The sequence below is a fragment of the Mesorhizobium sp. ESP6-5 genome, from assembly GCF_020164695.1.
Classification (GTDB): Bacteria; Pseudomonadota; Alphaproteobacteria; order Rhizobiales; family Rhizobiaceae; genus Mesorhizobium; species Mesorhizobium australicum.
On record NZ_JAIUGR010000007.1, the window covers coordinates 50,032 to 76,266 of the forward strand.

Sequence of the window (26,235 nt, forward strand, 5' to 3'; positions counted from 1 at the left end):
TCGTCGACATCGCTGCAATGATCGAGGGAAGGAGCGGAGACGCCGATGTTCGGGGCCTTCTAAAGAGAGTTGCCGGGTGACTGTCCTCGACAAGGCAAAGCAATGGGCGAGAGCCATCAAGCGCGATGTGATGGCCCTATGGCTGGCCGCCCGCGATCCTCGCGTTCCCTGGTACGCCAAACTTGCCGCCGGCCTGGTCGCCGCCTACGCGCTCAGTCCTATCGATCTGATACCCGATTTCATTCCCGTACTCGGATATTTAGACGATCTGATCATCGTACCGCTTGGCATCCTGCTCGCGGTGAAGTTGATCCCCGCCGATCTGATGGCGGAGTTTCGCGCGGAGGCCATTCGCCGATCGAGGCCGACCAGCCGCGGCGGTCTCGCATTCATTGTCGGACTTTGGGTTTTGATGGCCGCCGCGCTCATCTGGCTATTCTGGCCAGATCGCTCGGCCTGATATGGATTTCAGGCTGGGCGTTTCGCGTCGCCCGGCAGACCACGAATGAAGTTGGTCGCGTGGTCGAAAGGTTCCCACATCAAAGCCTAGCGGTGCCGAAAATCCGGTCCCAGAATATCGAGGTCACGCCGAAATTGGCGTTGTCGTCGATATGGTGGTGCACCGCGTGGCGGCGCTTGAGCGTGTAGAGATAGCTCGGATGGGCCGGATGCCAGTGATGGATCATGTGGTGGACGCTGATGTACCAGAGATAGCCCAGCATCAACCCGCAACTCACCGCGCTGGCGGTCGCGAAATCCGAGACCATCCAGACGGGCAGGAACGCCACCAGCGCGTGCACGCCCAGGCTGAGCCAGGTGGGCGTGCCCACCGGACTGCGCTCCTCGACATGGTGACGGTCGTGCAGGTCCCGGATCCAGGGGACGTGGTGCAGCACGAAACGGTGCAGCACATATTCGATCAGCGTCCACAGGCCAAGGCAGATCAGCATCGTGCCGACCCAGTCCGGCGCGCTTTCTTCTCCGGCCTCGATCAGTCCGGCCACCCCCAATATGGCGATCACCAGGGGATAGACCACGAAGTCGCTGTAGTAGCCGATCAGACCCAGCTGCATTCGGACGCCTCACCTGATTTTCGACGCCGCCCCAGAAACGATGCTATCAGTTTGCCGGACTCGCGTATGAGGTGCAATGCGGATGCATCTGACATAGCGTCGCAATTTCCAGGTGCAAGATCGGCAGCCATGATCGCTCAGAATCGGCCGGCTTCGCACCGGTGCCGCAAACGGACATGCAAACATGGCAAAACGCAGCGCGGGTCTGCTGATCTATCGCCGGAGCGATGACGGTATCGAGGTGCTTCTGGTTCATCCCGGCGGCCCGTTCTGGGCAAAGAAGGACGATGGCGCCTGGTCGATCCCGAAGGGCCTCGTCGACGGGGACGAGGACGAATTGACGGCGGCACGACGCGAGACCGAGGAAGAGCTCGGCATCAAGGTCGGCGGCCCTTTCGCGCGCCTCGGCGACTACAGGCAGCCGGGCGGCAAGATCGTCATGGCCTGGTCCGTCGAGACCGACATCGATGTGGCCGCCATCAAGAGCAACACCTTCACCATGGAATGGCCGCCGCGGTCGGGATCGATGAAGGAATTCCCGGAGGTCGACAGGGCCGGCTGGTTCACCTCGGCCGAAGCCGGGGTGAAGATTCTGCAGGGTCAGCGCCCGATGCTGTCGGATTTGGCAGAACAGTTGGATATCGAATAATTGCCGACGGCAAAAGCCGCCGATCTCCCCCCAAGGGGAAGATCGGCTGTTCATCCCGCAAACCTTGCCGCCGTCCACGCCCCGCCCGCCGCGTTCGACTCCACCGCGGCGGCGACGAACTTCACGCCGCGCGCGCCGTCGATCACGTCTGGCACCCGCGCCGCGCGGGCGGGATCCACCGCGCCGCCCGAGCGGTGGGCTCGGATGATGTCGGCGGCGTCGCGGTAGAAATTGGCGAAGGCCTCGATATAGCCTTCGGGATGCGCCGCCGGCATGCGCGACACGCGGCGGGATTCCTCCGTCGAACCATGGCCGCCGCGCACCAGCGTGCGGGTTTCCTCGCCATATCTGGAAAAGCGCAGTTCCTCCGGCCGGCCGCCCGACCATTCGAGCCCGGCCCTGTCGCCATAGATGCGCACGGAGAGGTCGTTGTAGTGGCCGGGCGATGTCTGGCTGGCCAGGATCGTGCCGCGTGCCCCATCGGTCCAGCGCACCAGCACATGGGCATTGTCGTCGAGCCGGCGTCCGGGCACCGCGGTGAACAGATCGGCCGACACCGTCTCGGCCTCGCGGCCCGAAATGAAGCCTGCCAGGTTGAAGGCATGCACGCCGATATCGGCCAGCACCGCCGACTGCCCCGCCCTCGCCGGATCGGTGCGCCATTCCGCCTGCTTCTGGCCGTCGGCGTCGATCGGCCTGGTCAGCCAGTCCTGGATGTAGGCGCCATGCACCGACACGATCCGGCCAAGCTCGCCCGCCATCACCATCTCGCGCGCCTGGCGCACCATCGCGTAGCCGGTGTTGTTGAGCGTGACGACGAAGCGGCGGTTTTTCGCCCTCGCGAGTGCAACCAGTGCCTCGGCGTCGGCCAGCGTCGTCGACAGCGGCTTGTCGCAGATCACGTCGATGCCGGCCTCGAGGAAGGCGGTGGCGATCGGCGCGTGCAGATGGTTGGGCGTGACGATGACGACCGCCTCTATGCCATCCGGCCGCGCGGCCTCCGCTTTGGCCATGGCGCGGTAATCGGCATAGCTGCGCTCCGGCGCGATGCCGATCTCGGCGGCCGAGGCGGCGGCATTGTCCGGGTCGGACGACAGCGCGCCAGCAACCAGCGCGATCTGGTCGTCGAGGCGCATGGCCAGCCGGTGCACGGCGCCGATGAAGGCATTGCGGCCGCCGCCGACCATGCCGACGCACAGACGGTGGCGCGTCGATCCATCCGATGTTGCATAGACCATGTTTTCTCCTCGGGGCTGATCAATAGCGGGGTCGTCATCCCAGGGCGTAGCAAGGAGCGAAGCGACGCGCGTAGACCCAGGATCTGCGCGGCTGCTTCGCCATGGGATGACGAAATCGCCGAGCCTCGCCCTATCCTCATCGAACACCATTTCCAAAATCCATATTGTAAAACGATCGTATCGCGCTAGCCTGAATTCATGAGCGGGGCGAGAAAACCATCCGGACGATCCAGTGCCGACGAGGCAGCGACGCGCAAACGCGGCCGTTCGCTGGCGGCACTTGGCTATATACAGCCGCGAACCTATGAGGAGCTGCGCGCGGTGCTGTCTTCCGGCACCGTGCATTTTCCCAAGCGCCTGCGCCAGGTGGCGATCTTCCTGTGGCAGCACCCGAGCGAGGTGGCGCTCGGCACCATTGCTCAGGTGGCGGCACAGGCCGGCGTGCAGCCCTCGACGCTGGTGCGCTTCGCCCAGATCTTCGGCTATTCCGGCTTTTCCGATTTCCAGGGCCTGTTCAAGGACCACGTCAAGGGATCGTGGCCGGAAGGCCGCGGCGAGCAGCGCGCCGAGGCCGAGCCTAATGCCGCCACGCATTTCCTGCGCGGCATGGTTGGCGCCTCGCAGGCCTCGCTCGGCCGCATCGAAAGCGGCTTCGATATCGAAAGCTTCGAGAAGATGGTGGCGACGCTGGCCAAGGCGGACCTGATCTACGTCATCGGCTCCAAGCGCGCCTTCCCCGTCACCACCTATCTGTCGCTGACGCTTTCACAGCAAGGCGTGCGCAATGTGCTGGTCGACAATGTCGGCTCGACCGCGCTCGATCAGGTCGGCTGCATTGGCGCACGCGACGCCGTGCTGGCGGTGTCCTTCAGCCCCTACAATTCGATCACGCCGGACCTGGTGGCCGTCGCGCATGAGCGCAAGGCGCGCATCGTCACCATCACCGACAGCACCTTCTCGCCGCTGATCCGGCTGTCGGACAGCTGGCTCGAAGTAGTGGAATCCGACTTCGCCGGCTTCCGCTCGCTGGCGGCGTCGCTGGCGGTGGGCATGGCGCTGGTCCAAGGCGTCGCGGCGCGCCGCGGCACATGAGGCGCCGCTGGTACAATTGACTATCGGGAATTGGCATTCCATATTTAAAGAAATAGAAACTTTGTTCCGGGAGGAGGAATGGAGATCAGGCTCGAAGGCAAGGTGGCGCTGGTCACCGGGTCGACGCAAGGCATCGGCCGTGCCATCGCCGAGACGCTGGCACGCTCCGGCGCTGCCGGCCTGCTGATCACCGGGCGCGACAGCAAGCGCGGCGAGGCCGTGGCTGCGGAACTGTCGGCCCTGGGTACGCCGACGCTCTTCGTCGCCGCCGACCTCGGAGACCTGGAAACTCCCGCCCTTTTGGCGCAGGCCTGCGTCGAGCGCTTCGGCCGCATCGACGGCCTGGTCAACGCCGCCGGCCTGACCGACCGCGCCTCCTTCCTCGACGCGACGCCGGACGACTGGTCGGCGCTGTTCGCCGTCAACGCCCGTGCGCCCTTCTTCCTGATGCAGGCCGCGATCGCCGACATGAAGAAGCGTGGCCAGGACGGCGCCATCGTCAACATCCTGTCGATCAACGCCCATTGCGGCTCGCCGGAACTCGCCGTCTATTCCGCCACCAAGGGCGCGCTGGCGACGCTGACCAAGAATGCCGCCAACGCCCACCGCTTCGACCGCATCCGCGTCAACGGCATCAATGTCGGCTGGACCGACACGCCGGCCGAACGCATCATGCAGGCGCAGACGCTGGGCAATGGCCCGGGATGGCTCGACGCCGCCAATGCCGCGCAGCCCTTCGGTCGGCTGCTGAAGCCCGACGACATCGCCAATCTCGCCGTGTTCCTGCTTTCCGACGCGGCCGGGCCGATGACCGGCGCGGTGATCGACCAGGAGCAGGCGGTGATCGGGGCGAACCGGTGAACGCCATCGAAAGGCTCGGACCCAGACTGCTGGAGCGGCTCCCCGCGGCCGTGCAAAAGCCGTCATACGACCGCGCGGCGCTCTCACCAGGCATGGCGCATCTGGGCGTCGGCGCCTTCCATCGCTGTCACCAGGCCGAATACACCGACGACCTGCTTTCGCGACGGTTCGACCGCTGGGGCATCGTCGGCATCAACATTCGCCCGCCCGCCCTGGCCGAGACGCTTGGCCGGCAAGACGGCCTCTACACAAGGCTGATCCGCGAGAACGATGATGTCGAGGCACGCGTCATCGGCAGCATCGTGAAGGTGGTCGACAGCCAGGACAGCGCCGCACCGGCGCTCGAGGTGCTCGTCTCCGCCGACATCGAACTGGTGACGATGACGGTGACCGAAAAAGGCTATTGCCATGTCCCCTCGACTGGCGCGCTCGACCTCGATCATCCCGACATCGTCCACGACCTCGCCAACCCGGAAGCTCCCCGCAGCGTGCCCGGTATCCTCACGCGGGCGCTGGAGCAACGTAGGGCCACGCATGGCCCGAAGCTGACGCTGCTCTCCTGCGACAACATTCCGACCAACGGCGTCATCCTGGAAAATGTCGTGCGGAGCTTTGCCGAACGGCGCGGCAATGGCCTGGCCGACTGGATCGCGGCCAATGCCGCCTTCCCCTCGGCCATGGTCGACCGCATCGCTCCGGCGGTGACACAGGACGATCTCGACAGCGTCGAGCGACGGTTCGGCTATCGCGACGCCGCCGTCGCCGTCGGCGAACCCTTCCGGCAATGGGCGATCGAGAAAAAGTTCGCCGGCCGCATGCCGCGCTGGGACCTGGCCGGCGCGACCTTTGTCGACGACGTCACCCCGTTCGAGCATCTCAAGATGCGGGTACTCAACGGCGCCCAGACGACACTCGCCACGCTCGGCGTACTGGCCGGCCTCGAACACACGTCGGATGCCATCGCGGACCCGCTGCTTTCGATGTTCGTCAGGCGAATGCTGGTCGAGCAAACCCTGCCGACACTGATGCCGGTGGCTGGCATGAATCCATCTGCTTATGTCGAGCAGAGCCTTGGCCGGTTGAAGAACACCGCGATCCGCCATCGCAACCACCAGATCGCCACCGACGGCTCGCAAAAAATCGTGCAGCGCCTGCTCAACCCGATCCGCGACCGCCTGAACCTGGGGGGCAGCATCGGCCTGCTGTCGGTGCCGGTCGCCGGCTGGATGGCTTATCTGATCCTGGCCTCGGCGCGCTTCGGCAAGCGCTGGCCGGTGTCGGATCCCTATGCCGGCAAGGTCGCCGCGATTGCGGACGAAACCGGCCACGATGCGCGGGCGCTGGCTTCCGCCATCCTGGCCATCGACACGATATTCGACCCGGGCCTTGCCGCGGACGAGACGTTCCGGCAGGCCGTCACGTCAGCGCTTGGCGAACTGCTTTCGGGCGATCCGATGGCGGCAGTCCGTCACAGTCTCGAACAAGATGAGGTCGCGAGGTTGAAGCGATCCAAACAATCGGCATTATAGGCATCGATCGCGGGTTCGCGGTCAGGGGAGGCATGATGAAACTTGGACTGCTCACCGCACCGTTCGCGGACACGCCGCTTGGCGAGGTCGCCGGCTGGGCAAGCTCTGTCGGCTTCGAGGCACTGGAAATCGCCTGCTGGCCGAAAACCTCCGGCGCGACCCGCCGCTATGCCGGCACCAGCCATATCGATGCCGATGGCACTTCGGCCTCGCGGGCGAAAGAAATCGTTGCATCGCTGGCGGAAAAGAACCTCACGGTCTCCGGCCTCGGTTATTACCCCAACCCCCTGCACCCGGATGCCGCCCATCGCGAGGCGGTCATCGGCCACCTGAAGAAGGTCATCGTCCTGGCGGCAAACATGGGCGTTCCCCTGGTCAACACCTTCTGCGGCGGCGATGCCTCCAAGACAGTCGACGTCAACTGGCAGGACGCGCTGAAAGTCTGGCCGGAAATCGTTGCCCATGCGCGCGGCCACGGGGTAAAACTCGCCTTCGAAAACTGCCCAATGATCTTCAGCTATGATGAATGGCCGGGCGGGCACAACATCGCCTATTCGCCGCAGGTCTGGCGTCGCATTCTCGAAGCCTGGGGCGGCGATGTCGGCATGAATTTCGACCCCTCGCATCTGGTCTGGCAGATGATCGACCAGGCCCGCTTCATCCGGGAATTCGGCCCCTATATGCTGCATGTCCACGCCAAGGACCTGATGATTGATCGTGATGGTTTGTACGAGCGCGGAATTCTGTCGGCGGGCATAGGCTGGCAGGTGCCGCGCATGCCGGGGCTGGGCGATGTCGACTGGAGCGGCTTCTTCTCGGGCCTCTACCGCGCCGGTTATGACGGATCGGTCATCATCGAACACGAGGACAGGCGATTTGAAGGCAGCGACGAGCAGGTGAAGCGGGGCTTTCTGCTCGCCCGCGACGTGCTGCGTCCCTTCGTCAAGTAACGGCAAAGCGAGCCACTTGACTCTGATTGTGAGTGGCGCGGCCCAACAGGTTAAAACTGAACTGAAAAACAATGTGGAGGAAGACTGAAATGAAGAACTATCTGACCATGGTCCCGCTGCTTGCCAGCGCGGCGCTGCTGGCCTCGGTGGGCGTGTCGTCCGCTGCCGGCAAATACACGATCGGCATTTCCAACACCGTGCAGGGCAATGGCTGGCGCGAGGAAATGGTTTGCGCCATGAAGGCGCAGGCGCTCGCCTCCGGCGAAGTGACCAAGCTCAACATCGCCCACCGCAACACCGATGCCGCCGGCCAGCTGGAAGACATCCGCAACCTGATCAGCGCCAAGGTCGACGCCATCGTCGTCAACCCCGCCGACCCGGCCGGCATCAAGGCCGGCCTGGAAGAAGCCACCAAGGCCGGCATCGTCGTCGTCGCCGTCGACCAGGCGGTCACCGAGCCGTCGGCTTACATCATTTCCAACAACCAGGAGCAGTATGCGTATCTCGGTGCCAAATGGCTGTTCCAGCAGATGGGCGGCAAGGGCGAGGTGTTTTACATGCGCGGCGCGGCGGGCGCTTCGGCCGATAGCGATCGCGACAAAGGCTTCAAGAAGGCACTGGCCGAATTCCCCGACGTGAAGGTGGCGCAGGAGGTCTTCACCGGCTGGCAGCAGGACCAGGCCAAGCAGCAGATGCTGTCCTTCCTGGCCACCGGCACGCCGTTCAACGGCGTGTGGACGTCGGGCATCGATAACGTCATCGTCGACGCGCTGGTCGAATCGCAGGCGCCGCTGGTGCCCGTGGTCGGCGCCGACAATGCCGGCTTCGTCGGCCAGCTGAGCTCGGTCAAGGGCCTCGTGGGTGCCGCCGTCACCAACCCCGGCTCGATCGGTGGTGCCGGCGTGACGCTGGCGCTGCAGATCCTCGACGGCAAGAAGCCGGCCCAGCAGACCGTGCTGGTCGACCCGCAGCTGTGGGAGAATGCCACCGAGGAAGGCAAGGCCAAGCTGAAAGCCGCCGCCGACCCGTCGCTGAGCCCTGAATGGCCGGTCTCGATCATGATCCCCGACTGGACGACGTATACCAAGGACCAGATCGTGGCCTGCAAGGGCCCGGGCGAGTAAGCAGCGGCTTTGCTGACCATGGTCGGCGCCGCCCCTCACTGTCCTGCCGGACATCTCTCCCGGTAAAACGGGGCGAGAGAAGCTGGCCGCAACGCCGGAGGGCAAGCCCCCTCTCCCCGTCTCTATACGGGGAGAGGATGCCGGCAGGCAGGTGAGGGGCGGCGCCGACGCTGCAAACTGTTTGAGCTTCAAATCGAGACCCAAATCATTTGACCACCAGTCCCCTCCTCGACGCGTCAGGCGTCGCCAAGAACTACGGCGCGGTCGCGGCTCTCCGCGATGCGTCGCTCTCCGTGCTGCCGGGCGAGGTGCATGCGCTGATGGGTGCCAATGGCGCCGGCAAGTCGACGCTGGTGAAGATCCTGACCGGCGCGATATCAGCCAATGCCGGACGCATCCTGATCCGTGGCGAGGCGCGCGACATACGCTCGCCGGCCGCCGCGCGCCGGGCCGGGCTGCTGCCTGTCTACCAGGAGCCGTCGCTGATCCCCGATCTCGATGTGCTGTCCAATCTGCGGCTGACCGGCACGCCAGTCGAGCCGTTCCGCGCCTGGGTACGCGAACTCGGCATACCTGACCTCGACCTGCGCGACACCGCGCGCGACATCCCGCTCGCCATCCTGCGCGTGCTCGACCTGGCCCGCGCGCTGGCCGTCGAGCCCGACGTGCTGCTGCTCGACGAGATGACGGCCGCACTCCCCGCCAACCTTGCCGAAAAGGTGCTGGAAGTGGTGCGCCGGCAGGGCGACGCCGGCCGCGCCGTGATCTTCATCTCCCACCGCTTCGTCGAAATCTCGGCCCTTTGCGACCGCGCCACGGTGCTGCGCGACGGCGCGACCGTCGGCGTCGTCGACATCGTGCCGGGCGTCGAGGAAAAGATCGTCGAGCTGATGCTCGGCACTCGCATTGTCAAGACCCATGTCGCCGCCCGCGGCGCCAGCGAAGAGGCCCGCCCCCCTGCTCGCCCGCGCATCGCCGTGCGAAACCTGCGCGTCGGGACCAAGCTCAGCGATGTCTCCTTCGATCTCCGCGATGGCGAGGTGGCCGGCGTCGTGGCGCTGGAAGGCCAGGGCCAGGACGAACTGTTCGCCGCCCTTGCCGGCTCGATCAAACCATCGGGCGGCACGATCGAGGTCGACGGCAGCCCGGTGAAATTCGCCCACCCGATCGACGCCATCCGATCGGGGATCGCCTATGTGCCGGGCGACCGTTCCGAGGCGCTCGCCATGCAGCGCTCGGTGCGCGAGAACATTGCGCTCCCCTTCAGTGCCGCCTTGCGCAACTGGGGGCCTATTCGTATGCGCAAGGAGCGCGCCACCGTGGCGAGCGCCATCCAGCGCCTGCAGATCGACACCCGCGCTCAAGGCGAGGTGCAGCGCCTGTCCGGCGGCAACCAGCAAAAGGTCACCATCGCCCGCTGGATCGCGGCCGACGCGCGCACCATCCTGTGTTTCGACCCGACGCGCGGCATCGATGTTGGCACCAAGCAGGAGATCTATCGTCTGCTGCGCGAGCTCGCCGGCAACGGCAAGTCGGTTCTGTTCTACACCTCCGAACTGGAAGAAGTGCAGCGCGTCTGCGACCGCGTCATCGTCATCTTCGGCGGCCGCCTGGTCGATATTTTCCCTGTCGAGGAGGCCGACGAGCCGACGCTGATGCGCGCCGCCTACGGCCTGCCGCGCGGCGTCAAGGCGGATGTCGGTATTTTGGCCGCACCCACCGCGAATGCCTCCGATGCGCCGGAGGCAACGCCATGAGCCATTTCCTGCGCCGGCAAGGCTGGGTAACAGGCCTGTTCGCCCTCCTCGTCATCCTGTTCATCGCCACCAACATCATCCAGCCCGGCTATGGCAGCGGCGATTTCGGCTCGCTAGCGCGGGCCGTACTGCCCTACGCCTTTGCCGTCGCCGCGCAGACGGTCGTCGTCATCGCCGGCGGCATCGATCTCTCGGTCGCCGCCATGATGGCGTTGACCAGCGTCACCGCCGCCTCGATGATGGCGGGCGCGAGCGAGGAATACGCGCTGTTCGTGGTGCCTTTCGTGCTCGCCATGGGGTTCGTGCTCGGCGCGCTCAACGGTCTGCTCATCGTCGTTACCCGCGTGCCGGACATCGTCGTCACGCTGGCCATGCTGTTCGTGCTGCAAGGCGCGGCCCTTCTGGTGCTCGGCGCCCCGGGCGGCGCGGCGGCCGAATGGCTGAAGGCGCTGATCTCGGGCACCGTGCCGATCCCGGGCCTGCCCGACGCCGTCGACGCGTGGCTGCCCAAGGCGCTGCTGGTGCTGATCGTCTGCCTCTGCATCGTCTGGATACCGCTTCGACGGTCGCGCCTCGGCCTTTCCATCTACGCCATCGGCTCCAGCGAACTGGCGGCGTTCCGCAGCGGCGTGCCTGTCGCCCGCACCAGGGTCATCGCCTACGCGCTGTCAGGCCTGTTCGCGGCCATGGGCGGGTTGGCGCTGACCATGAGCACAGGCATCGGCGCGCCGATCCCCGGCCCCTATCTCCTGGCCAGCGTCGCCGCGGTCGTGCTGGGCGGCGTGGCGCTCGGCGGCGGCAAGGGCGGCCTGCTCGGCCCCATCGTCGCCGTCTTCGTGCTGCGGCTGGTGCGCACGGATCTCACCTTGCTCGCCATCGACCCCAACGTCACCGCCATCATCGAAGGCCTGATCATGGTCGCCGTGGTGATGTTCGGCGCCTTCATCACGATGCGAGGGCGGCAATCATGAAATTCACCCGCAGCGCTGTACGGCGCCGTAGAGCACCATCCTTCCAGAACACCACCACCAAGCCCACCTCCTCGCGAGCAGGAGCCACCCCATGAGCACCACCGCGATCACGCCCGCGCCAGTCCCCCTCGGCCGCCGTATAAAACGCTTCATGGCCGACCGGCCACTCATCCCGCTGATCATCCTGCTGGTCATCCTGGTGGTGATCCTGCAGATCCTGCGCCCCGGCATCGTCAACGAGCGCTGGATCGCCAACACCATCAAATTCGCCATTCCGCTGGCGATCCTCGCCGGCTGCCAGACCATGACAATGCTGACCGGCGGCATCGACCTTTCGGTCGGCACGGTGGCGACGATGAGCGCCTTCATCATGGCAACGCAGATCGTCAGCCAGGACCCGGCTGTGGCCTTCCTCCTGGCGATGATGCCGGCGGTGCTGATCGGCCTCGTCAATGGCATCGGCGTCGGTGTCTTCCGCGTCCACCCGCTGATCATGACGCTGGGCACCAGCCTGATCGGCACCGGCTGCCTGCAGGTCTACCAGCGCACGGTGATCGCGTCCGGCGCCAAGATCCCCGACTTTCTCGCCTGGCTGGGTACCGGTGTCACCCCCGTACTCGGCTTTGCCTTCCCCAACGCCCTGCTGCTGTTCGTGCCGCTGGCGGCCCTCATCGTCTTCACGCTTGCCCGCACCGGCTTCGGCCGCCTGCTCTACGCCGTCGGCGACAATGAGCGCGCGACGCGCCTGTCGGGCGTGCAATACTGGCAGGTCATCATGGCGCTCTACGTCACCTCCAGCGTGCTCGCCGGCGTCACCGGCCTGCTCTATATCGGCCTGATCAAGGCGCCGTCGCTGTCGCTCGCCGAACCGCTGGTGCTGCCCTCGGTGGCGGCGGCCGTCATCGGCGGCACCTCCATCTTCGGCGGCCGCGGCGGCTACACCGGCACCATCATCGGCGCGCTGATCCTGACGGTGCTGACGACGCTACTGACGATTTTGCAGATGCCGGAGGGAGCAAGGCGCATACTGTTCGGGTTGATCGTCCTGTTCGTGACGGCGGCTTATCTGCGCATTGTCGAGGACAAGTAGGCGCGGGCCGACTATTGGCACGGGGCAGCCACAGGCTCCGCCGACAAGGGAGACGAAATCATGGAAAAAATCATCCTGGACTGCGATCCTGGGCACGACGACGCCATCGCCATCCTGCTTGCGGCGGGAAACCCGAATATCGACCTTCTCGGCATCACGACGGTTTCGGGAAACCACAATGTCGAGAACACCACGCGCAATGCTCTGGCCGTATGCACGGCCTACGGCATCAAGGTGCCGGTGGCGAAGGGCTCACCCGGCCCGCTCATCGGCGAGCAGGTGCTGGCCGTCGAAATCCATGGCGATACCGGGCTCGACGGCCCCGTCCTGCCGCCCGCCTCGTTCGAACTCGACAAGCGGCATGCCGTCGACTTCATCATCGACACGGTCATGGCGCACGAGCCGAAAACCATTACGCTGGTGCCGGTCGGTCCCTACACCAACATCGCGCTCGCCATTCGCAAGGACCCACGCATCATCGGGCGGGTGAAGGGCGTCGTCGCGATGGGCGGAGCCTACACGCGCGGCAACATCACGCCAGCGGCGGAGTTCAATGTCTATGGCGACCCGGAGGCCGCCGACGTCGTGTTCCGCGCCGATTGGGATGTCACCATGGTCGGCCTCGACCTCACGCACCAGGCGCTGGCCACTCCGGACCTGCAAAACAGGGTGCGGGCCGTCGGCGGCCCGATCGCCAAGTTCATCCTCGATATCTGGGAGTTCATAGCGACCACGCATGGCGGCCTCCTGCAGATCGAGTATCCAGCCGTCCACGACGCGTGCTGCGTCGCGGCCATGATCGACCCGACCGTCTTCACCACCGAGAAGGCCGATATCCGCGTCGAAATCGCCGGGCGGTGGACCAAGGGCATGACGGTCTGCAATTTCGAGAAGATGGGCGGGATGCACCATTTTGGCGGCACGGCGAGCGAGCAGGTCGACTTCCGCCATACCGTGGCGATGAAACTCGACCATCCGAAATTCTGCGGCCTGATCGTCGATGCGCTGGAGCGGTTAACCCACGCCAAGGCCTGACGGGTGAAGTTTCGGCGATGTTCACAGGGATTAAGTGGCTCCGTATAGAAAGCCCGCCGCGCCATTTTTGCGGCACGGCGGGCCGCCCCCGTTGGCCAGGGACGAACTACCGGCATCACTCGATGATCTGCACGACCCTGCGTGTATCGGGGTCAACCAGAACCGCATGATCGCCGACAACAGTGTATTTGTATCTGACGTCGGGGACGTCGATTGTATGAAGCTCGACAGTGTCAGGGAGAGCGGAGCCGACGTTGAGTTCGACGCCGAGCAGGCTGACTGACGCGAGTTTTTGCTTGTGGATGTATTCGCGGACGACCGTCTGCTGCTCGGGCTTGAGAATTACGACGTCTCCCGCGAAGGAAGCACCAATTCCAGCCATAAGCGCGAGGGCCGCGACAGCGCCGACAAGATATCTTTTCATGACAAGTCCTTTTGTGAACCAAGAAACATTTTCAGAGGCCAGAATTATTCTGGCCTCTGCCGCAGCCAATCAGCCACCATTGGCAGGTGCCGCGGGCTTCGCGGGCGCTGAAGTGGCCGGAGCTTCCACCTTTGGCGCCTCAACCTTCACGTTGATGTCCTTCCCGCCGCCGCCACCAATGTTGATGACACCGGTAAATATCAGCAGGACAACGATGGCGATTATCGCAAGAACAATAGCGACCGCAGTGCCGCCACCACCTCCAGAATTAACAACAGTTGGACCGTCAGCCATGACTTTCTCCTCTCCTATTCTTTGAGTTGTCACCGGTCACCAACGGCTCCCGCTGCATTGCGTTCCCGGGCAAGGCTTAGGTCTAAGAATTGGCAAGACTGAAGTCGTATGCGGCAACCCATTTCTTGCCGATACGTTGGGTTTCGCGCCGGAGCAACGCAGCCAATCATCCATCATCGCGGAATCCAGCTCGACCGCCGGATATGCTGAGAGCGAGGCAAGCAGTGACATCAGCCCAGAGACCGAGCATCCACGACGACAATCGCCCCGCAAATGACAATGATGTTCAGGCCCCGGAAATCCCCTCGGTCCCGCCCGTCTGTCTGAGCGAAGACGCCAACATGGTCGATCTTGTCAGGAGAACCGAGCGCTTGGCCATCGCCGTTGTCGTGGGAATGGCGATCTGCCTGACGCTTATCCCGGCGATCTATGTTGCCCTCACCTACGGAATGTAGACGGTACGTCAGCCGTCTGTCCGCTCCGAGGCAGGCGCAATCTCTTCACCACCTGCTCTCCCCAGGCTTTGCTCCCAACATTGCGCCTGGCATGCCGGACATGTTCCCGCGCGCCATCAATCCCGAGAATCTCAGACAAAAAAGAACCCGCCCCGGCGTCAACCGAAGGCGGGCTCTCTCCGTTTTCCAGTCCGTTGATAAAGCATTCGACGGCTATCAACCTCCAATGCCCGAGAGCGTTCCACCGGAGTGATGAACTATGCTTCGATCTGCCCGTCGATCGTTCCGAGGCAGGGCCTGCTCTCTTTCGCCTTCGGCGAACTCAATCTTTCTTCCACGCCGCCAGCAGCGGGCCCTTGCTTCCATAGACGGGGTCCTTGCGCGGACGGCCGACCTTGGGGATCGTCACCACCGCCTTGGCGTGGTCCGCGGTGGTCGTGCATTCGTCATAGGTACCGGCCGGCGGATAGGCGCCAACGACGAGAAAGTCGTCCGAAGCGGAGATGCGCTGGTGCCCCGTGCCGGCCGGAAGAACCGCGACATCGCCGGCATTCAGCGCCAGCGTTCGGCCCCTCTTGCCGCCAAACCGGACTTTCGCCGTGCCACGCGCCACGCCGAGCACTTCGTGGATGCGCGAATGATAGTGAACATAATCGTAGATGCCGTTGCGCCAGCTGTCTCCCCAGCCATTGGCCGAGAAAAGCGCCTCTAACACGGCTGCGGGATCGAAGTCTTCCGGCAATCTCACTGCGCCGCGATAGACGACCAGCGGCCAGGACGGATGATTGGGCACCAGGCCATCATCGCCAAACCTGAACTCGTTCGCTTTGCGCGGCCTGACAAGGTCGGCCGCCTGACGGCTGTCCGGTATTGCGGCACCGGTCACCTGTTCGGCCACTTTCTTGATGCTTTGCAGGATGCTCATGACGTCGCCTCGCCTCGGGGAACCAACGCTGATTCAACCCGATGGCCATCGCTTGGTTCCCCGCGGGCTCGCGCCCGCCACCGCCGCGAGGCGGATCGCTAAAGATCAGACGGACCTGCCGCCTCGCCCCGCCTGCAGCGCATTGTCCATCGCAGCGGCCGGCGAAACCATATCCGGCAGCAATATGTCGTTGCGGCGTGCGAAGGTGACCAGCGTCGCGCGCACCGTCTCCGGGTCGATCTCACCGGCGATGCCCGCCTTGCAGGCATTGAGGGCGACGGCATGAGCGCCGTTGCGGCTGGCGGCCGGCCAGTCCTGCAACAGCGCGTAGGCTTCCATCACGCTTTCGATCTTCCTCGGAAAGCCCATTCCGACCAGAATGGTCACCGGTTCTTCAAACTGCCAGCGATTCATGGCTTGTGCCTCCTCTCGATTGTGCGGACCCGCGGCGGGCCGAACACCGGAAGGCGCGGCCCGCCGCGTAAGGTTCATGGGACTGCCCGTAAGGTTCAGGGGACTGAATGTCAGCGCTCAGCCGCCGGCCGAGGCCTCGGACGCCTCCGACACCTGTTGCGCGGCCAGGAACATCAGCGTCGCGGCAACGGTCCGCCGCTTCCAGCCGGCGGCTTCGGCCCTGTCGAGCAGTTCCGCCAGCAGCGGCTTCAACGCACCGCGGCATTCGCTTTCATAGGCCAGGAACTCCTTTGCCTGATGTGTCGGCGCGGGCACGGGCCCAAGGTCAGCAAGCGCATCCATATCTCTCTCCCTTCAACCGATGCCCGCTCCCTGTCCCGGGAGCGGGCGGACTGGTCGGACCTCAGAAGTCCATGCCGGCGCCGGCCGGCATTGCCGGGCTGGCGGCTTCCTTCTTCGGCTTCTCGGCCACCATTGCCTCGGTGGTCACCAGCAGGCCGGCGACAGACGCGGCATCCTGCAGCGCGGTGCGCACCACCTTGGCGGGGTCGATCACGCCCTGGCCATAGAGATCGCCGAACTCGTTGGTCTGAGCGTTCCAGCCCCAGCCGAATTCGCCCTTCTCGCGCAGCTTGCCGACGATGATCGAGCCTTCAGCACCGGCATTTTCCGCGATCTGGCGAACCGGCGTCTCGATGGCGCGGCGCACGATCTCGACACCGGTCTTCTGGTCGGCATTGTCCGTCTGGACAGCATCGAGCGCCTTGGCGGCCCGAAGCAGCGCGACGCCGCCGCCGGGCAGCACGCCTTCCTCGACAGCCGCGCGGGTCGCGTGCAAGGCATCGTCGACGCGGTCCTTGCGTTCCTTGACCTCGACCTCGGTCGAGCCGCCGACGCGGATCACCGCGACACCGCCGGCAAGCTTGGCCAGCCGCTCCTGCAGCTTCTCGCGGTCATAGTCGGAGGTGGTCTCCTCGATCTGGGCCTTGATCTGCGCGACGCGGCCCTGGATTTCTTCCTTGCGCCCGACGCCGTCGACGATGGTGGTGTTTTCCTTTTCGATCACCACCTTCTTGGCGCGGCCCAGCATCTCCAGCGTCACATTCTCGAGCTTGATGCCGAGATCCTCGGAGATTGCGGTGCCGCCGGTGAGGATCGCGATGTCTTCCAGCATGGCCTTGCGGCGGTCGCCGAAGCCCGGCGCCTTGACGGCCGCGACCTTGAGGCCGCCGCGCAGCTTGTTGACGACCAGCGTCGCCAGCGCCTCGCCCTCGACATCCTCGGCGATGATCAGCAGCGGCTTGCCCGACTGGACCACTGCTTCCAGCACCGGAAGCAGCGCCTGCAGGTTGGCGAGCTTCTTTTCGTGGATCAGCACGTAGGGCTCGTCAAGTTCGACGCGCATCTTGTCCTGGTTGGTGACGAAATAGGGCGAGAGATAGCCACGGTCGAACTGCATGCCTTCGACGACTTCGAGTTCGGTCTCGGCGGTCTTGGCTTCCTCCACCGTGATGACGCCTTCGTTGCCGACCTTCTCCATCGCTTCGGCGAGGAAGCGGCCGATCTCGGCGTCGCCATTGGCGGAGATGGTGCCGACCTGCGCGATCTCGTCGTTGCGGGTCACCTTGCGGGCGTTGGCCTTCAGCTCGGCGACCACGGCGTCCACCGCCTTGTCGATGCCGCGCTTCAGGTCCATCGGGTTCATGCCCGAGGCAACGGCCTTGGCGCCCTCCTTGACGATGGCCTGGGCCAGCACGGTCGCGGTGGTGGTGCCGTCGCCGGCAAGGTCATTGGTCTTGGAGGCGACTTCGCGCACCATCTGCGCGCCCATGTTCTCGAACTTGTCCTCAAGCTCGATTTCCTTGGCGACGGTGACGCCATCCTTGGTAATGCGCGGCGCACCGAACGACTTTTCGATGACGACATTGCGCCCCTTGGGGCCGAGCGTCACCTTCACCGCATTGGCCAGGATATCGACGCCGCGCAGCATCTTCTCGCGCGCTTCGGTATGGAATTTTACCTCTTTGGCAGCCATTGGATCACTCCTCTATCTCTAGGCAGCATTCGTTGACTGGTGGATTTTCTAAGAAGCCGTCAGGCGGCCTTCTTCACTTGCGCGGTCTGTTCGATCACGCCCATCACGTCACTTTCCTTCATGATGAGCAGGTCCTCGCCATTGAGCTTGATCTCGGTGCCGGACCATTTGCCGAAAAGGATACGGTCACCCACCCTGACATCCAGCTCGGTCAGTTTGCCGCTGTCGTCGCGCGCGCCGGGACCGACGGCGATGACTTCGCCTTCCTGCGGTTTTTCCTTGGCGGTATCGGGAATGATGATGCCGCCGGAGGTCTTTTCCTCGGCCTCGATGCGGCGGACCAAGATACGGTCATGCAATGGACGGAACGCCATGTCGTTCTCCTCTTGGGACAAACAGGTTTTCAGCTTCCTCCACACCGGACCGGCAATTCGGGCCGATGCGGAATGCGGCGACCCTTTGTCAGGCATCGCGCGCGCATATCGAGCTAGTTTTCCCTTTTTTCGGTTTCAAGAGGCCGGCCAGAAAATTTTAGCACTCACGCCGTCGGAGTGCCAACTAACTGTTATAGCGGTCTTATTCGCTCTGCGTCGGGAGCCGCCGCTTGAATTTACGCCTAGATCCGGCAAAATTATCCGAGCCGGTACCATCGCCGGCGCCGGAACCGCTCACCCTCTGAAGGAGTTGTTTACCGACGGCGCACATTGATGGGCCGAGAGACTTTTTCGCCGTTACGGCCACCGCTGCCGCCGAAAGGAGACACGAATGATCGCAAGCGTCAGCAAGGAGTTCCGCCTCCAGATGGAAGGCTATGGCCTGACCACCGCACAAATCCATTACCGTCTGCCTGACCATCGGAGCCTGCTGCAGCTTTATGTCTGGCAGGACTACGACCTGGCGCCGGAGTTCCCCGAACTCAAGGGCTTTCTCTCCTATTGGGAGCGCGAATTGGACGGGCCGCTTCACTCCGTCCACATCGCCCACCACCGGCTCATCACCCCATCGGAATGGCGGGCGGTCGACGGTGTCATCACGGTCCAGTAAGGGCGGCGTCATCGCGCGGTGCTGACCTTACCAGAAGCCGACCAGCGACCTCACCATCGCCTTCGCACCCGCCGTCTGCGAGCAAGCTTCAGATACGATGATTGACCAGCGCCACGCCGAGCCCGGCAAGCATCGAGCCGCGGGTTCCCGGCACCAGCCACCTTGCGCCGCTTGCCGGGGACCGCGCAAGGCCAGCGAGGCGATGCCGGCCGCCGCCAGGTCCGCCATCGAGAACCAGCGGATCAGCGTTTGTCGATGAGATCGCAATGCCGCCACAGCCGCGTTGGATGCCCTCACAAAGCCAGGCTTCCCTGTTCCGCCCCCTCGGCATTGGGATCGCCGGGCGCCGTTGCCCAGGCGAGTTCGACCAGCGTCACGGTGCGCTTCCCCGTGCCGTCGACCTGGCAGACGATGAGGCCCTGCTCCTCGATATAGGTGAGCAGCCGCCGGGCGCGGCGCATGGAGTGCGAGCCGTAGGCGCGGGCAATCGCGCCATCGCTCGGGCACGGCCAGCCCTCCTTCGCCGCGCGCGCGATCATCATGAACACGCCTTGCATGTCCTCCGGCAGCAGCGAAGCGCGCACCGAGACGTCGCGCCACACATCGTCCTCGCTGGCTTCGGCCTCCAGCCCGGCACGGGCGCGCGTCAACATGCGGCGGAAGGCGGGCAGGTCAGGCACGACCGAGGCGAGCCCCTCGATGCGGCAGCGCACGACAAACTCCTGGTAGAGCACCCCGATCACGCGGAAGCCCGCGTCAGGTTGTGCAAGAATGGCGCGCAGCACGCGGTCCACCCGCTCGCGCCGCTCCGCCAGATCCTCGGCGCTGACTTGCGGCTCCGCCGGTTCGGGGCGGATTTCCAGCGCAGCCGACTTCGCCGCCATCAACTGGTCGAGCAGGTCCGGCGACGCCACCCGGCGCGGCGCGCGCATCGTCTCGGGCGGCGGGGCGGCCAGGATGATGGCGCGGGCATCCTCGAGCGCCGCCTCCGGCAGCGGCATCAGCTTGGGCGTGCCGTTGCGCGGGCTGGTGTCGGTCGGGCCGATGCGCAGGCCGAGCGGCCGGCGCGACAGTGCCGGCCCCAGCGCCATGAACTGGCCGCGCTCCAGATCGCGGAAGGCCTCCGCCTGCCGCCGCTCCATGCCCAGGAGATCGGCCGCGCGCGCCATGTCGATATCGAGGAAGGTGCGGCCCATCAGGAAATTGGAGGCTTCCGCCGCGACGTTCTTGGCGAGCTTGGCCAGCCGCTGCGTGGCGATGATGCCGGCAAGCCCGCGCTTGCGGCCCCGGCACATCAGGTTGGTCATGGCGCCGAGCGAAAGCTTGCGCGCCTCGTCCGACACCTCGCCGGCCACCGCCGGCGCGAAAAGCTGAGCTTCGTCGACCACCACCAGCATCGGGTACCAGTGGTCGCGCGCGACCTCGAACAGCCCGCCGAGGAAAGCGGCGGCGCGCCGCATCTGGTTCTCGGCATCGAGGCCTTCGAGGTTGAGCACGGTCGAGACACGGTGGATGCGCGCCCGCTCGCCGGCCGCCTGCAAGCCGCGCTCGGTATGCTCCTCGGCATCGATCACCAGATGGCCGTAGCGTTCGCCCAGGGATACGAAGTCGCCTTCCGGATCAATGATGGTCTGCTGCACCCAAGGCGCGCTCTGTTCCAAGAGACGCCGCAAGAGGTGCGACTTGCCGGACCCCGAATTGCCCTGCACCAGAAGGCGGGTCGCCAGCAACTCCTCGAGATCGAGTTTCGCCGGCGCGCCCGCTGTCGTGTGTCCCATCTCGATCGCAACGGTCATGCCAGACTCATCAGCTCCTTCGCGGACGGGCTTAGCAATCCGATCGCGGCCCGTCGAGCGTGGCATGGCCGGCGATTCGCGTTGCGCACAGCCGAGACAATGACGATCTGGCCGCGATGGACGGCCGCAATCCGGCGGGCCTGCCGGATTGCGGCCCTGACCTGTGGATAGTAACCGCCTGTTCACCATGGGCCGGCGTTTCGATTGCGGCGGCCGGCCATCCGCTTAGCCTAGCCTCTGCATCCCCCCAAAGCGATGCACCCCAACGCCCCCAAATGGCGGCCGGCGTTTTCAAGTTTCTCTCCAAACGTATACGCCGGTCGCCGCCCCTTTCGACTACAGCCTCGGCGCCTCATGCGGCTCGACCTGTCCTGGGACTGGCGGCAATCGCGGCGCGTCCAGACCCTCGAAGGGATCACGCCAGGCGTTGATCGCTTCAAGCCGCCGATACCAGCGATCGACCAGTCGATAGTCGCCGAGCGGCAGGCCCGCGACATCGTTGAAAGGCAGGAAGGTCGCCATGCGGAAGTCGGCATAAGAAACTTCGTCTCCGACCAGCCATTGCCGGCCCGCAAGCGCGGTCTCCAGGATCGCCGCCGTCGTGTGAAACAGTTTCAGCCCATCCTCGACCAGTTGGTGATCGATCGGCCCGATGTGATAACGCTGCTTGGTGCCGCGCTCGAAATGCACCATGTCGCAGGCCCGCATGAAATTCTCCTTGCCCCAACTCAGCCAGCGGATCATCTCGGGCTCATCGTCGCCGCTGCGCCAGAAATCGGAACCCATGTCGCGCGACAACCGGCAGGCTATGGCGTCGGCCTCCCACAGGCTTCCGCCGGGCCAGACCAGTATGGGCAGGGAAAGGTTGGGATTGAGCGGCCGGAATCGCTCCGCTTGCCCCGGCGCGAACGGCGACGCGAATTCGAAGGTCACCCTCGCCCCGAGATGACGCGCCACCGCGACCCCCAGGCGCGGATTGGGGTTGCGGCTGAAGTACAGTTTTGTTTCCACCCCAGCCGGCATGGGCTCGACTTCGTCACTCATGAATGCCTCTCCTTGTCTCGGCGACCGTCGCCAGATCAAGGACGGATGCGGCTGGTGCAATCCGACAAATCATCCACTCCCCGCGCGCCGGGCGGAACGAGCAGCCTATCGAAACAGGATGGGTTGCGCAAAGTTTGGGTTGACCGTCTCCGACGACGAGGCGACACTTCATCCCACAGCAAGGCAGGAGGAAATACGATGGACGAGCCCGACCGCTGGCGCCACATGTCGAGCGCGCCAAAAGACGGCAGCCGGATCCTCGTGACGGTCCGCCCATCCGAGCAGGGGCCGGCGGAAGTCGACCTCGCCTACTGGTCACGCGCCGATCAGTTCGGTGACGAGGGCTGGCGCGCCTCCGATTCCTCGCCCGGCCGCGTCGTCGAATATGCCGAGCCGGAGCTGAAGTGCTGGATGCCGATGCCCTCGGCCAATCTCAGCCGGGGCGCCTCGATGCCAGCGCCGTGGGAAGGCGACGACGCGCAACAGCTGGACGGCTCGGGGATTTAGCGCGCCGGCCGCTTCGTCCTCTCAGAACAGAAACGCCGCCGTCACCGGATTCGGACCGTTACGGCCGTCAGCCGAATCCATGCCGGCGATCGTCTCCAGGTCCTGTGCGTCCAGTTCGAAATCGAAGACATCGAAATTGGCCGCGATGCGGTCCTGGCGCACCGACTTCGGGATGACGATCAGCCCTTGCTGGAGATGCCAGCGGATCATTGTCTGCGCGGTGGACTTGCCGTGTTTGCGGGCAATGCCTGATATGGTCGGGTCGCTCAGCAACCGGCCGCTGCCCAGCGGACTCCAGCTTTCCGTATGGATGTCGTGCCGGGCGTGAAATTCCCTCAGATCGCGCTGCTGGAAGCGCGGGTGCAGCTCGATCTGGTTGACGACGGGCGTCACGCCCGTCTCGCCGATGATGCGCTCCAGATGATCCCTGTTGAAATTCGAAACGCCGATCGACTTGATGCGGCCGGCCTGCTGCAGCTCGACGAGCGTCTTCCACGCCTCGACATATTTGTCCTGGCTGGGCACCGGCCAATGGATCAGGAACAGGTCGAGCTGCTCGACGCCGAGCTTCTTCATCGTGTCGTCGAAGGCCCGAAGCGCCGCATCGCGCTGGTGCGCGCCGTTGCGCAGCTTCGAGGTGATGAACAGCTCTGCCGCCGGCACGCCGGCGGCGCGGATCGCCTCGCCGACCCCTTCCTCGTTCCGGTAGCCCTCGGCGGTGTCGATCAGCCGGTAACCGGCCTGGATCGCCCAGCCCACCACCTGCGCCGTGATGTCGTGATCGACCTGCCAGACGCCAAGGCCAAGCTGGGGAATGGCGGTGCCGTCGTTCAACGTGATCTGTTCGCGCATGGGAGAATCCTTTTGTGGGGGGATGGTCCAGCCTATCTAGGTTTGGCATCGCACAACGGCCAGTCGATTGGGGAAAATTCGCGGACCCTTATTTCGGCCGGCGCACCGCCCTCACCACGCCGGCGTTTCCGCTGCCGCAGAACAGTCGGTCGGCGCCATCGGATTCCAGCCCCGAGACGCCTATGCCGGCAGGCATGTCGAGCTTCTCCAGAACCTTGCCCGTCCGCGGGTCGACGCGGCGCAGATCGCTTTCGTCGCCCTCCCAGGTGGCGTGCCACAATTCGCCGTCGACCCAGGTCACCCCGGTGACGAACCGGTTGGATTCGATGGTGCGCAGGATCGCGCCGGTCTCGGGGTCGATCTGGTGGATCTTGCGCTCCCGGTGCTGGCCGACCCATAGCGTGCCTTCGGCCCAGGTCAGCCCGGAATCGCCGCCATTGCCGGGGGCTGGAATGGTGGAAAGCACCTCGCCCGTGTCGGGATCGATCTTCTGGATGCGGTCCTTGGCGAGTTGGAAGAAATGCCGGCCGTCATAGGCGGTGCCGGCATGTGCCGCGACATCGATCGAGCGCAAGGCCTGCCCACTCTCCGGATCGAAGGCGTTCAGCCTGTCGCCCGAGGCGAACCAGACATTCTTGCCGTCAAAGCTTACCCCGGCCACTGTATTGGCACCGGGAAAGGGCCCGTATTCCCTCAAGATTTCGGCTGCCGAATGTTTCATGTCCTGTCCCTCGATGGTGGTCGTCGTCACTTTCTAGCCATTGGGAAGCGGCGCGGGGAGTAACAAGGTGGTCGTGAAACCCGCCACCGGCGGCGTCATCCAGCGGCGCGCCCGGCCATGGCCGAAGGATTGTACCTTGCCGGCCTCGGCAAGCGGCTCAAGCGCCCGCTGCACGCTGCGCTGGCCGGTTCCAAGTGCCAGCGCCAGGGCCGAGCTCGACCAGGCCTCGCCGTCGGCCAGCAAGGCAAGCACGGCCGCGTGCCGTTCCTCGATCGGCCGCGCCAGCACCACCACCGCACGGGCCTGGCGCGGCACCAGCGTGAAGCCATGCCTGGTGGCGCTGATGCCGGCCAATGCGCGAAGCTCGGCACGCAGCCGCCCGATCTCGACGCGCAGGCGCGCGCGATGCGATTCATCGGCATGCTTGCCGCCGAAGGCCCGCGCCACGAGTTCCCCCCGCGAAACATCACCAGGCCAGGCTTCGGCGAGCGTCCGCGCCAAGGCGAACAGCACAGGCCGGCTCGCCAGCGAAACCGTGGTCCGCCCAACGCGCACGGCGTAGCGGAAAGCATCGACGACCAGCGCCGGCGATCCCTGCAATGCCTCGACCTCTTCGAGCAGCAGCGGCTGCTCCCTGCCCTGCGCGATCAGCCGCGCCGCGGGTGTCTCCAGTGCCAGCCACGCGCTGTCGACCTCCGCGATGAGGCCGGGAATGCCGGCCTTGCGAGCGGCATGGCGCGCCCACTCCAGCGCCGCGCGCGCCGGCCTGGTCCGCAGGCGCCGCATGGCGATGCCGGCGACGGCGAGTTCGTGCGCGGCTCTTGCCGCCGGCGGCAGCGGCGCCGGGTCGAGCCCGGCGAGCACCTGCTCGGCCTCGTCGAGGCGGCCGATCAAGAGCAGGCGCCGCACCTTGAGGTGACCGGCATGCGCTGCGTTCAACCGGTCGCCATGCTTTTCCAGCGCCGTGCGGGCCGCGTCGAGCGCCTTGGCCGGCCAGCCCAAATCGCGCGAAACCAGCGCGATCTCGGCCTCGGCGACGACGCATCTGGCGCGCGCCACCGCCTCTTTCGGGCTGAAGGCACGCGCGGCCCGCCGCAACAAGAGCTTGGCGCGATCGAAGTCGCCGAGCTGCGCCATGGCGATGCCGCGCAGCGCCAGCGCCGGCGCATCCTCGCGCAGGGCGACGCGGTCGAGCGCGCCGAGCGGATCGCCGGCCGCCAGCGCCAGCGCTGCCGCGGTGATCAGCGAGTCCATTCAAATCCCGTCACACTTGTAACTCCCACCTCGGCGCAGCGCCGCCTAACTTACGTCAGTACCGTCAACCAGCAAGACGTGCCGGCAATGACGGCAGCAAGGGAGAACCAGAAATGCCTGCCTCCACCAACCTCGACCTCGACGCGGCCAATGATACGGCCAAGCACGCCGCACGCCACCCCTGCTGCGCCGGGCCGGATCTTTCGGATTTCGCCGCGCCTACGGCTCCCCCACACGTCCAGGCAACACCACACCGCAACGACGCCACGACCGGCAAAGGAGAAGACCAATGACCATGACCATGAACACCCCACCGATCGTCTCACAGCAGGATTGGAACGCCGCGCACGAAAAGATGCTGGTGAAGGAGAAGGCGACGATGCGCGCCAGGGACGCGCTGTCGGCCGAACGCCGGCGCATGCCGTGGACGGAAGTGGACAAGGCCTATGTCTTCGAGGGCCCTGACGGCAAGGTGAGCCTGCTCGACCTGTTCGAAGGCCGCCGCCAGCTCATCGTCTACCGCGCCTTCTTCGAGCCCGGCGTCTATGGCTGGCCCGATCATGCCTGCCGCGGCTGCTCGCTCGGCGCCGACCAGGTCGGCCACCTCGCCCATCTCAACGCCCGCGACACCACCCTCGCCTACGCCTCTCGCGCCCCGCAGGAAGACATCGAGCGGCTGAAGACACGGATGGGTTGGGAGATGCCCTGGTATACGATCACCGATAGCTTCGACAAGGACTTCGGCGTCGACGAATGGCACGGCCACAACGTGTTCATTCATGACGGGAACCGCATCTTCCGCACCTATTTCATCAACAACCGCGGCGACGAGGCTTTGGGCACCGTCTGGAGCTATCTCGACATCACGCCGCTCGGCCGCCAGGAGGTGTGGGAAGACTCGCCCGAAGGCTACCCGCAGACGCCACTCTACAGCTGGTGGAACTGGCACGACAATTACGATGCCGGAGCCGACAAGAAATGGGCCGAAGTGTCAGCTGCCGGCGAGGCCGCGTTCCGCGACAAGGGCAACCAGTAAGCTGGCGCAAGTCCGTCCAGCCTGGGTTCCTCTTCCCGCCTCCGGCAGGGCCGAGGACCCCAGGT

Annotated in this window: 29 protein-coding genes; 15 read left to right on the forward strand and 14 right to left on the reverse strand. The window is 65.2% G+C overall.

Annotated elements, in window-relative coordinates; genetic code table 11:
* Positions 1-130 precede the first annotated feature (130 nt).
* Positions 131-460 carry a YkvA family protein gene (locus LB524_RS13130; protein ID WP_263486584.1) on the forward strand — a complete coding sequence of 110 codons (330 nt, stop codon included), beginning with the start codon at positions 131-133 and terminating at the stop codon, positions 458-460.
* A 79-nt stretch (positions 461-539) separates the two neighbouring features.
* On the opposite strand, the gene LB524_RS13135 is transcribed toward LB524_RS13130, so the two are convergent.
* A complete protein-coding gene (locus LB524_RS13135; RefSeq protein WP_140716295.1) occupies positions 540-1,073 on the reverse strand; it encodes a sterol desaturase family protein in 534 nt (177 codons plus the stop codon).
* A 184-nt stretch (positions 1,074-1,257) separates the two neighbouring features.
* On the opposite strand from LB524_RS13135, the gene LB524_RS13140 reads away from it, so the two are divergent.
* Complete coding sequence (locus LB524_RS13140) at positions 1,258-1,722, forward strand: NUDIX domain-containing protein (RefSeq protein ID WP_224526945.1); 465 nt, start codon at positions 1,258-1,260, stop codon at positions 1,720-1,722.
* A gap of 50 nt (positions 1,723-1,772) precedes the next feature.
* Here LB524_RS13140 and LB524_RS13145 read toward each other — a convergent pair whose 3' ends face one another.
* The gene (locus LB524_RS13145; RefSeq protein ID WP_224526965.1) at positions 1,773-2,960 is read right to left on the reverse strand and encodes a Gfo/Idh/MocA family protein; all 1,188 of its coding nucleotides are present in this window, start codon (positions 2,958-2,960) and stop codon (positions 1,773-1,775) included.
* 198 nt (positions 2,961-3,158) lie between these two features.
* Here LB524_RS13145 and LB524_RS13150 point away from each other — a divergent pair, with 198 nt between their 5' ends.
* The 9 genes from LB524_RS13150 to LB524_RS13190 all read left to right on the forward strand — a co-directional run bounded on the left by LB524_RS13150 (position 3,159) and on the right by LB524_RS13190 (position 13,369).
* Complete coding sequence (locus LB524_RS13150) at positions 3,159-4,052, forward strand: MurR/RpiR family transcriptional regulator (RefSeq protein ID WP_224526967.1); 894 nt, start codon at positions 3,159-3,161, stop codon at positions 4,050-4,052.
* A gap of 78 nt (positions 4,053-4,130) precedes the next feature.
* Positions 4,131-4,913, forward strand: coding sequence for an SDR family oxidoreductase (locus LB524_RS13155; RefSeq protein WP_224526970.1), 783 nt, complete (start codon positions 4,131-4,133; stop codon positions 4,911-4,913).
* Entirely contained in the window at positions 4,910-6,442 is a 1,533-nt protein-coding gene (locus LB524_RS13160) for a mannitol dehydrogenase family protein (protein ID WP_224526973.1), read from the forward strand. Before LB524_RS13155 ends, LB524_RS13160 begins: the two co-directional genes overlap by 4 nt.
* A 35-nt stretch (positions 6,443-6,477) precedes the next feature.
* Positions 6,478-7,392, forward strand: coding sequence for a sugar phosphate isomerase/epimerase family protein (locus LB524_RS13165; protein ID WP_224526977.1), 915 nt, complete (start codon positions 6,478-6,480; stop codon positions 7,390-7,392).
* A gap of 89 nt (positions 7,393-7,481) precedes the next feature.
* Positions 7,482-8,516 (forward strand): ABC transporter substrate-binding protein, encoded by a 1,035-nt coding sequence (locus tag LB524_RS13170; RefSeq protein ID WP_015316972.1) that lies wholly within the window; start codon positions 7,482-7,484, stop codon positions 8,514-8,516.
* A 209-nt stretch (positions 8,517-8,725) separates the two neighbouring features.
* On the forward strand, positions 8,726-10,273 hold the full coding sequence (locus LB524_RS13175) for a sugar ABC transporter ATP-binding protein (protein ID WP_140716307.1): 1,548 nt from the start codon (positions 8,726-8,728) through the stop codon (positions 10,271-10,273).
* A complete protein-coding gene (locus LB524_RS13180; protein WP_224526980.1) occupies positions 10,270-11,244 on the forward strand; it encodes an ABC transporter permease in 975 nt (324 codons plus the stop codon). Before LB524_RS13175 ends, LB524_RS13180 begins: the two co-directional genes overlap by 4 nt.
* A 91-nt stretch (positions 11,245-11,335) precedes the next feature.
* Positions 11,336-12,334, forward strand: coding sequence for an ABC transporter permease (locus tag LB524_RS13185; RefSeq protein WP_224526983.1), 999 nt, complete (start codon positions 11,336-11,338; stop codon positions 12,332-12,334).
* A 60-nt stretch (positions 12,335-12,394) separates the two neighbouring features.
* Entirely contained in the window at positions 12,395-13,369 is a 975-nt protein-coding gene (locus LB524_RS13190; RefSeq protein WP_140663339.1) for a nucleoside hydrolase, read from the forward strand.
* A 115-nt stretch (positions 13,370-13,484) separates the two neighbouring features.
* Here the strand turns inward: LB524_RS13190 and LB524_RS13195 are convergent, their stop codons facing one another.
* Both LB524_RS13195 and LB524_RS13200 read right to left on the reverse strand, forming a co-directional pair.
* On the reverse strand, positions 13,485-13,793 hold the full coding sequence (locus tag LB524_RS13195; RefSeq protein ID WP_015316968.1) for a DUF1236 domain-containing protein: 309 nt from the start codon (positions 13,791-13,793) through the stop codon (positions 13,485-13,487).
* A 69-nt stretch (positions 13,794-13,862) separates the two neighbouring features.
* A complete protein-coding gene (locus LB524_RS13200; protein ID WP_023782864.1) occupies positions 13,863-14,087 on the reverse strand; it encodes a hypothetical protein in 225 nt (74 codons plus the stop codon).
* Positions 14,088-14,311: 224 nt separating this feature from the next.
* Here LB524_RS13200 and LB524_RS13205 point away from each other — a divergent pair, with 224 nt between their 5' ends.
* Entirely contained in the window at positions 14,312-14,542 is a 231-nt protein-coding gene (locus LB524_RS13205; RefSeq protein WP_140876340.1) for a hypothetical protein, read from the forward strand.
* 322 nt (positions 14,543-14,864) lie between these two features.
* Here LB524_RS13205 and LB524_RS13210 read toward each other — a convergent pair whose 3' ends face one another.
* The 5 genes from LB524_RS13210 to LB524_RS13230 all read right to left on the reverse strand — a co-directional run bounded on the left by LB524_RS13210 (position 14,865) and on the right by LB524_RS13230 (position 18,290).
* Entirely contained in the window at positions 14,865-15,467 is a 603-nt protein-coding gene (locus tag LB524_RS13210; protein WP_140663341.1) for a cupin domain-containing protein, read from the reverse strand.
* 105 nt (positions 15,468-15,572) lie between these two features.
* Positions 15,573-15,881: a DUF982 domain-containing protein gene (locus LB524_RS13215; protein WP_140663343.1), complete on the reverse strand. Its 309-nt coding sequence runs from the start codon at positions 15,879-15,881 to the stop codon at positions 15,573-15,575.
* A gap of 117 nt (positions 15,882-15,998) precedes the next feature.
* A complete protein-coding gene (locus LB524_RS13220) occupies positions 15,999-16,223 on the reverse strand; it encodes a hypothetical protein (protein WP_015316964.1) in 225 nt (74 codons plus the stop codon).
* Positions 16,224-16,284: 61 nt separating this feature from the next.
* The gene (gene groL, locus LB524_RS13225) at positions 16,285-17,916 is read right to left on the reverse strand and encodes a chaperonin GroEL (RefSeq protein ID WP_140791289.1); all 1,632 of its coding nucleotides are present in this window, start codon (positions 17,914-17,916) and stop codon (positions 16,285-16,287) included.
* A gap of 59 nt (positions 17,917-17,975) precedes the next feature.
* Positions 17,976-18,290 carry a co-chaperone GroES gene (locus tag LB524_RS13230; RefSeq protein ID WP_015316962.1) on the reverse strand — a complete coding sequence of 105 codons (315 nt, stop codon included), beginning with the start codon at positions 18,288-18,290 and terminating at the stop codon, positions 17,976-17,978.
* Between the two features lie 391 nt (positions 18,291-18,681).
* On the opposite strand from LB524_RS13230, the gene LB524_RS13235 reads away from it, so the two are divergent.
* Complete coding sequence (locus LB524_RS13235) at positions 18,682-18,960, forward strand: usg protein (protein WP_015316961.1); 279 nt, start codon at positions 18,682-18,684, stop codon at positions 18,958-18,960.
* A 293-nt stretch (positions 18,961-19,253) separates the two neighbouring features.
* Here the strand turns inward: LB524_RS13235 and LB524_RS13240 are convergent, their stop codons facing one another.
* Positions 19,254-20,756, reverse strand: coding sequence for an ATP-binding protein (locus LB524_RS13240; protein ID WP_224526986.1), 1,503 nt, complete (start codon positions 20,754-20,756; stop codon positions 19,254-19,256).
* A 336-nt stretch (positions 20,757-21,092) separates the two neighbouring features.
* On the reverse strand, positions 21,093-21,800 hold the full coding sequence (locus tag LB524_RS13245; protein ID WP_224526989.1) for a glutathione S-transferase family protein: 708 nt from the start codon (positions 21,798-21,800) through the stop codon (positions 21,093-21,095).
* Positions 21,801-21,998: 198 nt separating this feature from the next.
* Here LB524_RS13245 and LB524_RS13250 point away from each other — a divergent pair, with 198 nt between their 5' ends.
* Complete coding sequence (locus tag LB524_RS13250) at positions 21,999-22,307, forward strand: hypothetical protein (RefSeq protein ID WP_015316958.1); 309 nt, start codon at positions 21,999-22,001, stop codon at positions 22,305-22,307.
* 21 nt (positions 22,308-22,328) lie between these two features.
* Here LB524_RS13250 and LB524_RS13255 read toward each other — a convergent pair whose 3' ends face one another.
* The 3 genes from LB524_RS13255 to LB524_RS13265 all read right to left on the reverse strand — a co-directional run bounded on the left by LB524_RS13255 (position 22,329) and on the right by LB524_RS13265 (position 25,134).
* Positions 22,329-23,159: an aldo/keto reductase gene (locus tag LB524_RS13255; protein WP_140791280.1), complete on the reverse strand. Its 831-nt coding sequence runs from the start codon at positions 23,157-23,159 to the stop codon at positions 22,329-22,331.
* 88 nt (positions 23,160-23,247) lie between these two features.
* Positions 23,248-23,880: a DUF5074 domain-containing protein gene (locus tag LB524_RS13260; protein WP_140791278.1), complete on the reverse strand. Its 633-nt coding sequence runs from the start codon at positions 23,878-23,880 to the stop codon at positions 23,248-23,250.
* Positions 23,881-23,913: 33 nt separating this feature from the next.
* A complete protein-coding gene (locus LB524_RS13265; RefSeq protein ID WP_224526993.1) occupies positions 23,914-25,134 on the reverse strand; it encodes a helix-turn-helix domain-containing protein in 1,221 nt (406 codons plus the stop codon).
* Between the two features lie 289 nt (positions 25,135-25,423).
* Between LB524_RS13265 and LB524_RS13270 the strand changes: the two genes are divergently transcribed.
* Positions 25,424-26,170, forward strand: coding sequence for a DUF899 domain-containing protein (locus tag LB524_RS13270; RefSeq protein WP_140663351.1), 747 nt, complete (start codon positions 25,424-25,426; stop codon positions 26,168-26,170).
* Positions 26,171-26,235: the final 65 nt, after the last annotated feature.